4 protein-coding genes and 1 pseudogene are annotated in these 10,168 nt (G+C 38.9%); 1 reads left to right on the forward strand and 4 read right to left on the reverse strand.

Annotation, left to right across the window (positions count from 1 at the left end; translation table 11 throughout):
- The coding region (locus tag ACH2CJ_RS00900; RefSeq protein ID WP_394990184.1) for an OmpA family protein at nucleotides 1–831 on the forward strand (831 nt) is incomplete at its 5' end.
- A gap of 106 nt (nucleotides 832–937) precedes the next feature.
- Here the strand turns inward: ACH2CJ_RS00900 and hslU are convergent.
- The 4 genes and pseudogenes from hslU to ACH2CJ_RS00920 all read right to left on the reverse strand — a co-directional run.
- Nucleotides 938–2,332 carry an ATP-dependent protease ATPase subunit HslU gene (gene hslU / locus ACH2CJ_RS00905; protein WP_394990185.1) on the reverse strand — a complete coding sequence of 465 codons (1,395 nt, stop codon included), beginning with the start codon at nucleotides 2,330–2,332 and terminating at the stop codon, nucleotides 938–940.
- 360 nt (nucleotides 2,333–2,692) lie between these two features.
- Nucleotides 2,693–4,699 carry a T9SS type A sorting domain-containing protein gene (locus ACH2CJ_RS00910; protein WP_394990186.1) on the reverse strand — a complete coding sequence of 669 codons (2,007 nt, stop codon included), beginning with the start codon at nucleotides 4,697–4,699 and terminating at the stop codon, nucleotides 2,693–2,695.
- Between the two features lie 407 nt (nucleotides 4,700–5,106).
- Nucleotides 5,107–8,565, reverse strand: coding sequence for a hypothetical protein (locus ACH2CJ_RS00915; protein WP_394990187.1), 3,459 nt, complete (start codon nucleotides 8,563–8,565; stop codon nucleotides 5,107–5,109).
- A 144-nt stretch (nucleotides 8,566–8,709) separates the two neighbouring features.
- Nucleotides 8,710–10,168: pseudogene (locus tag ACH2CJ_RS00920) on the reverse strand (hypothetical protein); the annotation flags it as partial.

Below are 10,168 nucleotides of genomic sequence, written 5' to 3' on the forward strand. Positions count from 1 at the left end.
GACGTGGACGGTTTGATTGCATTTTTGAGCGAACACCATGAGCCTCTATTCCAAAAAGCTCCTGAAGAATTATTAGAAAAAATGATTCCGCAGTTAGGACTTCAAGAATTGCAGTCGGCAAAGTTTGTCTCGGCAAAGAAAATTGTTTCGGCAAAACCTGTTTCTATCAAAGGGAAAGCTATTGTTAATGAAGAGCCAACAGTATCCGACTCTGAAGAAGAAGTAAGTAGCAGTTCAAATTTCCCCATCAAATGGCTTGTTATTTTCCTTGTTGCTGCCGTGGTAATTGCAGGAGGCGTTTATTGGTATAAAAACTATTATGAGCCTTCACTTACGGCAGAACCAACTGAAGAAGCAATTTTGCCAGCTATTGATTCTGCTTCTATGAAAACTGATAATGTTGTTGTAGATTCGGCAGCCGTGAAGGTTGATTCTACTAATAAAACAGCACCTTCATTAACTTCAAATGAGCAGTTAAGTTCGTTTGGGGAAGAGCTAAATGTTTATCTTGCTGACAAAGCAAAACCCAACGGGCAAGTATTTTCAATAGCAAATGTTGCATTTGTAAGAGGTTCGCAAACCTTAGATTCGGAGTCAGATATGATAATTGCAGAATTAGCTGATTTGATGTTAAAATACCCGAAAATGCAAATTCAATTACAAGGGCACTCAAATAATGCCGTGGGAACTGATAATAAAAGCATGGCGACTAAAAGAGCATTTAGTATCAAGAAAAAATTGATGTTGAAAGGAATCAAAGATACTCGAATTGATGCAATTGGTACAACTGGTGAAGGAAATGGTGCTGATGTAAAAATTATATCGAAGTAAATCTAACGTGTGAATGAGTGAATATCAAACATTCATAATCAGTTTCAATTATAAAGCTAAAAACAGAAAGTCTGTGGGTAAATACCTACAGACTTTCTGTTTTTAGCTACAAAATATATTGACTTAAATCTCTGTTTTTTACTAATCCTGAAAGTCGTTCTTCTACTAACACTTTGGTTATCAGTATTTTAGAGCCTGTTCCTATTTTATCTGGCACATCAAACATAATTTCGTTGAGCAGATGGCTCATCACTGTTTGGAGTCGTCTTGCACCTATGTTTTCGACATCACTATTGGCTTGGAAAGCAATTCGGGCAAGTTCACGAAGGGCTTCATCATCGAAAGTTAGTATTACGCCTTCGGCTTCGAGCATAGCTTCATATTGCTTTGTCAAAGCATTTTTTGGTGCTTTCAGAATCTGATAAAAATTATCTTCTGTCAAACTTTCCAATTCTACTCTAATCGGGAAACGTCCTTGTAATTCGGGAATCAAATCTGATGGTTTTGACACATGGAATGCTCCTGCTGCCACAAACAAAATATGGTCTGTTTTTACTGTTCCATGTTTAGTATTTACGCTACTACCTTCTACAATCGGTAGTAAATCTCGCTGTACGCCTTCTCGACTTACATCTGCCCCACCCGACTTACCACTTGCATTGGCAATTTTATCAATTTCATCAATAAAAATAATTCCTAAGTTTTCTGCTTTCCAAATCGCTTCTTCTTTTACTTCGTCCATGTCAATCAATTTCGAGGCTTCTTCTTCCAACAATATTTTACGAGCTTCTGCAATAGTTAGTTTACGTTTTTTGCCACGTTTAGGCATCATTCCACCTATCATTTCCTGAATATTCATCATTGACATATCGTCAATTGGACCACCCATTACACCGATATTAGGCATTCCATTGCCTTGCACGTCTATTTCTACTTTTCGGTGGTCGAGTTCACCATTTTTAAGTTTTACTCTAAATGCCTCACGGGTTTTTTCGTTAAGTAATGTTTCGGTATGATCTTCAACCTCTTTTTTTACTTCTGTTGGAACAAAACCCGTATCTTTTTGGTCTTTTACGGGCGGAATCAATATGTCAAGCAACATATCTTCTACTGCATCTAAAGCTTTGGCTTTTACCTCTTCTTTCTTTGCCAATTTCACCATACTTACCGATTGCTCTACCAAATCTCTGACCATGCTTTCACAGTCACGACCTACGTAACCAACTTCAGTAAATTTTGAGGCTTCTACTTTTATGAAAGGAGCATCTGCGATTTTGGCCAAGCGACGAGCAATTTCGGTCTTCCCTACGCCCGTTGTGCCAATCATCAAAATATTATTTGGAATAATTTCGGAAACCATTTCTGCGGTAGCATTCATTCTACGCCAACGGTTGCGAAGAGCAATAGCAACATTGCGTTTGGCATCTTTTTGACCAATAATATATTTATCGAGTTCGTGTACTATTTGTTGGGGTGTAAGATTTTCTATTTTTTTTGACATTCTTTTCAGTGATTTGCTTTAGGCTTTAAGCAATTAAAACTTATTCTTGAAATAATTTTACTCTGCAAAGGTAACTTTCGTTTGGAGAAAACAAAAAAAGGAATCACAAATTGTGATTCCCATTTCCAAACTTCTGAAGTGCAGTTTATTTTTCGTAATAAACCAGCAACCTCCTCTCAATTAAAATTCCCTTTGCAAAGAAGAACTCTCATGCCTGAGAGTCTTCTCGCAGTCCACTCAATAGACAAGGGATTTACTATACTCAATTTGTATTCTATTATTAGACTTGTTGCAATGAAAGATTATTCTTTTAAAAATGACTTGATTTTATAAATCGAAACTCCCATTGCAACAAGTCTATTAATTATGCATTACCAAAAACTTATTACTTACCAACTTTCGTCCATTGACAGAAAGTTGGTAAAAATAGGTGCCTTCATTCCAATTAATTGTGCTTAATTTAATTGTTTTATCATTATTTTCTAAATCAAACGATGCAACTACTGTACCTGAAAGAGTGAAAAATACTAATTTGGCTGATGGCAAATTTTCAGGCAAATTATAATCAAGGGTCAGGTAATCATCGGCTGGATTTGGGTAAAGTGCTGTAATATTTACTTTACTGAGGTCATCGTTAGGTAGAATTGTGGCACTTTCACACTTGCAAATATTTTCTTTGAATTTATCATCTTTTGGTGGTATAATTTCGGTCAATGTTAGTTCTCTTTTCGTACTAATAGCTTTAGTCTTGCGGTCACGGGCGGCTACGAAATAAGTGCCTGCTTGTTTTGGTGTAAAAACCATACCCGTTGAAACTGGTTTAGTTGTATTTTCATCATCGAACCACAGCACTTCTGTGCCTTTTGCCGAATTTATTACACTAAAAGTGGGTATCGTAGCACCAGTTGTAAATGTTTCAGATTGATTCAAAACCAAAGGTGTTTGTACGCCTGGCAAATTACAATTAGGGGCATTTACAATTTTACTACTGCTGCATTTTCCCGAAATATCGGTAGCCACGAGTGTTACATTTGGCATAAATGCAGGAATATTTTCGATGGTATAAAAACTATTGCCATTGGCAACCACATAACCCGCACTCGACTGTAAAGGCAAACGATTTAGGCGTTTTAGGTAATCGGAAGTTGTGGGAAAACCAATGTTGCTGGTAGCCGCATAGATTTGTTGAACAATACTCCAATCGTCGTCAAGTAGCTTTACTCTGATATTATAACTATCAACTTTTTTATTACAATAAATAGAGTCAATAACCATTTTAGGTCCCAAACAACCTTCAATTATTATTGGACAGCAGCTACTCACATTGCAAGAACCTGAGAGTTTTGAAAACGTATATTCACCTCCACGTAAAACACTCAATGAACTATCAGCATTAATTGAGGCAATATCTGAGGCAGTATTTTTGTTAATTTCTTCATAAACACCCGAAGATGTATTTTTATAATACCACTTTACACCTGCATAAGTTTTGAGTGCAACTTTATAGTTTTCGCCTTTTTTTAGCGAAATCGGCACACTTACGCAACTCACACCATAGTCATCACCTCCGTTGTTGCCATTGCGAGCTTTGATGTCTCGTTCCTTACCATTTTGTTTCCAAATATATGAAGTTAGGTAAGAAAGGCCTTGTTGTGTTACTTTCGCTTTGAGAACCAACTTGATAGTTTCTCCTCCATTGACAGTTCCAATACTCCAAACACCCCCATTGGTTTCGTAAGCTCCTTTGTCGGCGTAGAAATAGACAATTTTCAAACTACTGGTTAGTAAAGTCTGAATATCTACCCCTGTGGCAGCTTTACTCCCTTTGTTCATGATTATCGTCGTAAAAGTTACGGTTTCATCAATTTGAGGGCTATGGTTATCTACTGCCTGAATCAACTCTAATTGAGTAAATTCGGCAAGGGTTGCAAAATTAACGTGTTCTAAAATGATGGTTTGGTCAGCAAAGCAAGTTTCAGAGTTATACAACCTAACTGTATAAGAAATTTTATTATCAGGATTTGCTAAACCTTTGATTTCGATTTCTTTTTTGGTTGGATCTATCAATGTTGCTTTAGCAAAAGTCATCTCTGAAGTGCCTTTTTCAGAGAAAGTATAACGTTTGGCATTCTGAATATTAAAAAGAATAAGTTTAGCATCACTCACATTTGGCACTGTAACATCAACACTCCTGAGGGTAAAGACAGGAGGTAAACAATCAGCTTTTGCTGATTCTTCTTTGGTTGAATTCAATCGTGTATCTAAATCGTAGTTATTGGAACTCAGTAAAAATGGCCCAAAAAATAACAATGTTCTTACGAAAAGATTACCAAAGGTACGCTTTAGTAAACCTTGTATATTTTGCATATCGTAAAACTCAATAGCATTTATAAAAACTCAACAGACTTTTTTGTGGTAGAAAAGCGACTATTTTGGTAACGAAGATTTTGTTCGTTATCAGAAAACTTAGAGAGAAAATACCGAGAATGGTCGTAATTGGTAATGCAAAATAAGCTTTTTGTTATATAAATATTTCATCATTTTTTTTAAATGTATAACTGCTTGATAACTCGTTTTGCTATAAAATTTTAGACTTTAACTCTTTCAAAAAGTAAAAGCTTAAGACTTTTTTGTTGCCACTCCATTTTGCCATATTTTCTTGAAATAAAAACTCTTTTATTTAACTGGTTAACTCGACAGTGACAGCTATTTCTATCGAGTGTGCGTGTGATGTGAACTAAAATCCACATCACACATTACACATCGAAACTATGTTACTTCGTTTTGGTAACTGTTGCTGGTTCGCAATATCCTCCTGGGCAACCACAATCGGTTTTGGTAAGAGTTGCTACACGGTCAATAGTACAACCAAATGAATTTTGAATTCGTACAGTATAATCTTGTAAGGCTGTAGTCGGATTCGGCAAGTTACTTGCAAATACACCTCCTGCTGGAACAGTAGCTAGTGCCGTTGCTGTTGGAGGTGCTACATAAGTGCTACCAATATTGTAAGAAACTTGGTCTGAGTTACGGTATCTGGTCAAAATCAATTTAGCATTGTTTTGAGATACACTTCCAATACAAAGTGAATTTACTGCGATAAGCGTGGCCACTGGTTTAGGATCAATTGTTACAGGAATTCCTGACATACCCGACTCACAACCTGACCCTGGAATTGACTGAGATACATAGAAGTATGTCAAGCCCGCCGTTGCAGTATTAGGTACTGGAGCAGTTGTTGAGGTTGCACCACCATTGTACCAGATTATTGTATTGCCCGCCTCTGCAGTTGCAGTAAGAGCAGTTGCTGTTGCATCTTGACAGTATTTAACGTTAGCAATCGTTGGTGCTGCTGGCGTACGATTTACTGTTACAATTGCATCATCACGATTAGACTCGCAACCAGTTGTATTGTCTTTTTGACTTACATAGTAAGTGGTTGTACCTACTGTATTTGTCAAAGGAATCGGATTTGTTGTTGAGCTTGTTCCTCCAGTTGATGCCTGACCATACCACAAGAATGTGTGCTGAGCTGCACCAGTTACTGTAAGGGCAGTTGCAGTAACACCTTGACAATATGTTTTGTTGGCTGCAATTGGTGGTGCTGGTTTAGGATTAACTGTTACGACCAATTCATTGCGATGTGATTCACAGCCTGTTGCATCAATAACCTGAGTAGCATAGTATCGGGTAACACCTGCTGTGGTTGGGTTATGAATAGGCGTAGCTGTTGATGATACTCCACCTGTTGAACTATTGCCATACCATAAAAGATGATTGTTGGCCAACGCTGTTGCTACAAGAGCCTCTTGTGCATCTTCAGCACAGAATGTTTTAGATGTTACAGCAGGAATAGCAGGCAATGGATTGACTACCACAGCTACTGAAGCGGTTGCCGAACAACCTGTACCATTGGTTACAGTTACGTTATATGTGCCACCATTAACAAGGGCTGCACTGGCAATTGAAGGAGTTGCAATATTGCTTCCTGTAAAGCCTGATGGTCCACTCCAAGCATAAGTTGTAGCACCAGCAGGTGTAGCTGTCAAATTGATTGGGCTTTCTACACAAACAGGGCTATTAGATACAAGTGTTGGTACTGGAGTTGCACGAATCTCAACTGCCAATGATGCACGATTAGATTCGCAAGTAGTTATATCATCTTTCTTGCTAACATAATAGGTTGTTGTACCTACTGCATTGGTTGGAGGAATATCGGCTGCGGTTGAACCTGTTCCAGCAGTTGAATTCATACCATACCATAACAAGGTAAATCCTGTTGAACCTGCATTGGCTGTCAAAGCGGTTGGCGTTGAATTTTGACAAGCTGATACTGGTGCTGTGGTTGGAGGTACTGGTTTAGGATTAACAGTTACAACCAATTCCGCACGATTAGATTCGCAACTTGTAGCATCTACTTTTTGGCTAACATAATAACGCGTAACACCTGCTGTGGTTGGGTTATGGATTGCCGCTGTGGTAGAAGCTATACCAAGGGTTGAACTGTTACCATACCAGAATAACGTGTTTCCAGTGAGAGCTGTTGCAGTAAGTGTAGCCTGTAAGTCTTCAGCACAGAATGTTTTATTGGCTACGACAGGAATAACAGGTTTAGGATTAACTATAACTGTTGTTGTAGCAGTTGCCGAACAACCAACGCCGTTGGTTACAGTTACCATATAAGTTCCTGCATTTGCAAGGGCAGCACTTGCTATACTTGGTGTAGCAATGTTGCTTCCAGTAAAGCTCGCAGGGCCTGTCCAAGCATAAGATGTTGCACCCGCAGGTGTAGCTGTCAAATTAATAGGACTTTCTTCACAAACAGGGCTGTTTGAAGCAAGTACTGGTGTTGGCAACGTTTTAATCTCTAAAGTTACAGTTATTGAATCAGCACAATTTGGATGTCCTTGCTCATAAGCCTTCAACTTATAGGTATATACACCAACTGCCGTTGGTAATGCTGTAAATGCTAATGCACTTTGTCCGCTAATTGCAGTAGCTGTTGGGTTAGCTGCTCCATTATTATTATACCATTGGTAAATATATGGCCCATTAGGTGATGACTGAGTGTTTGAAGCAGTAACAGGAGCAAAAGTTGCATTAAAACATATTGCTTGAGGAGTTGGTGCAACCAAAACAGGCGGTTTACCAGCTTCAACGCTAATTGGGCAACATCCACCACTTGGACAAGCATTTGGACCCACGGTCATGCTATATGAATATTCACCTACGGCGAATATCGTCAAAGAACCATCTCCGTTTAATCTTACCCCATTACTGGTGGCATTACCAGCGGTGATAACGGTAGCTCCTTTCGACCAAACAATACTTGTATAACTTGGTAAAGTGATTGTGTATTCGTCATTTGTACAATAATCAAATGGCGTTGAAATACAAACTGAACCGAAATCATCTTCTCCAGGACTATTAGTTGTATTAGTGATTGTAGTCGGTCTTGAATCAATATCATTTTCTGTTTCAGCAGTAAGGTCGGCTGTTAGATACTTTATGCCTCGTGTGCTGACTGTTCCAGTCAAAGTTAAAGTAATAGTCTGATTAACAGCAAGATTTCCAATTGTCCATTTGTTAGTACCTGCATTGTATGTTCCAGTAGCTGTTGTACCAGTAACACCCGTAAGTCCAGCTGGAATCCCAACTGTATATTCAATCCCTGTTGCGGGGCCTGTTCCTTTATTCTGAACTGTCACAATAATTGACACAGTTGTTCCTAAAGCAACATAACCAGTAGGCGTTTTGGCTACCGTTACTTCAATATCAGGAGATAAAGGTGCTGTGTTAAAGTTTACATAGTCTAAAGTAAATTGTTTATCAGTATAACAAGAGCCATCTTCTGAAAATACCCTGATGGTATAAACTCTACCAGCAGTTTCAGCAGACGTAGGCGTAGCTAATGTTTGTGAAATATAACCCCCAGTAAGGGTCGAAAACTTAGGAGCTGTTGCATAAAGTGGTCCTGAATAAGTTGAACCCTCAGAATAACCTACCCTATTATCGCCTGTTAATGCTCCCGAAATTCGGATTTTTGCATCATTAGAAGTCCCAGTGGTAGCATCTTCACTAACAACAGTAAAGGTAATTGGGGTGGTACAAGCTGTTTGTGCAAAGACTGACTGTCCGACAAAGAGCATAAAAACGCTGATAATCAACAGATTACTCCATCTATGGAGCCATCTATGATTGGCGTTTAGCGTGGTTTGTAAATTGTTTTCCATTTGACAAATTGAGTAATTGAGTATAAGTAATTGAGTTTGAGTGCGAAATCTTAAGAGTGATACATTATTTTCATTTTTAAATCAAAAACTGTACCACTTAATCAATTTTTAAAAAAAATATAGGCTACTTAACAATAAATATTCTTATTTCGTTTTTACTACTGTTGCTGGCTCACAATACCCTACTGGACAAACACACGCGACTTGAGTTGTTTGTGCGACTATATCGTTTGTACAACCAAAAATATTTTTTACACGAACAGTATAGGTAGTTGTGGCATTAGATAAACCATTAGCAAAAATCCCGCCAACTGGAACAGCATTAAATGTTGGGGTGGCTGATATGGGAGAACCATAAGCTACTGTATCAGTATCACGGTACTTGTTTAAAATCAAGATTCCATTATCTCGTGATACACTTGCCAAACACACAGAATTAACCACGATAACCTCAGCAGTTGGAATTGGATTAACTTCAACCCAAACACTTTTTGTTATTGAACATGACGCTCCCGAAGAAACGGTTAGCGTATATAATGTTGTGATTGTAGGGTTAACCGTGATTGATGAAGTTGTAGCCCCTGTACTCCAAGAGAATGTTGCAGCATTACTCAGTCCTGTTGGGGTTAAAGTTGCCGATTGGCCTGCACAAATTGTTGGCATACTTAAGCTTGCAGTTGGTAAGGCATTCACCGTTATATTCACCGTTGCCGTTGAGGTACAACCGCCAGTTGCAGAAGTAATAGTTACTGTATAAATTCCACTCATTGCTACTGTCGCGTTGGCAATACTTGGGTTCTGTAAAGTCGAAGTAAAGGATGCTGGACCTGACCACGAGTAGCTTAGTCCTGTAGTGATGGCTGTATTTGTATTGGCTGAGGTTAAGTTTATTGAGGCTCCTGCACAAATTGCCGCTACCGCTGGAGCCGAAGCAATTGGCGTTTGATTAATCGTTACATTCACCGTTGCCGTTGAGGTACAACCACCAGTTGCAGAAGCAATGGTTACGGTATAAACGCCACTCATTGCCACTGTTGCGTTAGCAATATTTGGGTTTTGTAAAGTTGAAGTAAAGGATGCTGGCCCCGACCACGAGTAGCTTAGTCCTGTGGTGATGGCTGTATTTGTATTGGCTGAGGTCAAGTTTATTGTGGCTCCTGCACAAATTGCTGCTACCGCTGGAGCTGAGGCAATTGGCGTTTCGTTAACCGTTACAGTCACCGTTGCCGTTGAGGTACAGCCATTTCCGTCGGTTACAGTAACTGTATATAATGTTGTTATTGTCGGATTTGCCGTTGGATTTGCCGTTGTTGTGGTTGATAAACCCGTTGCTGGACTCCATGCGTAAGTATATGGACTTGTACCTCCCGTAGCCGAAGCAGTAAGGGCAATTGATTTGCCATTACAAATAGATGGACTTGATGGTGTAATACTAACTTGTAATAAAGGTGGTTGTGTTACTACAGTAGTTGCTGTGGCTGTACAACCCAAATTATCTTTCAATGTTATGGTATAGTTTCCAGCAGTCAAAGTACCGAATGCCCCTGTTGATTGAAAAGCTGTACCATTTTTACTAAACTCATAAGGTGTTGTTCCACTGGTG

This window comes from Emticicia sp., assembly GCF_043780375.1.
Lineage (GTDB): Bacteria > Bacteroidota > Bacteroidia > Cytophagales > Spirosomataceae > Emticicia.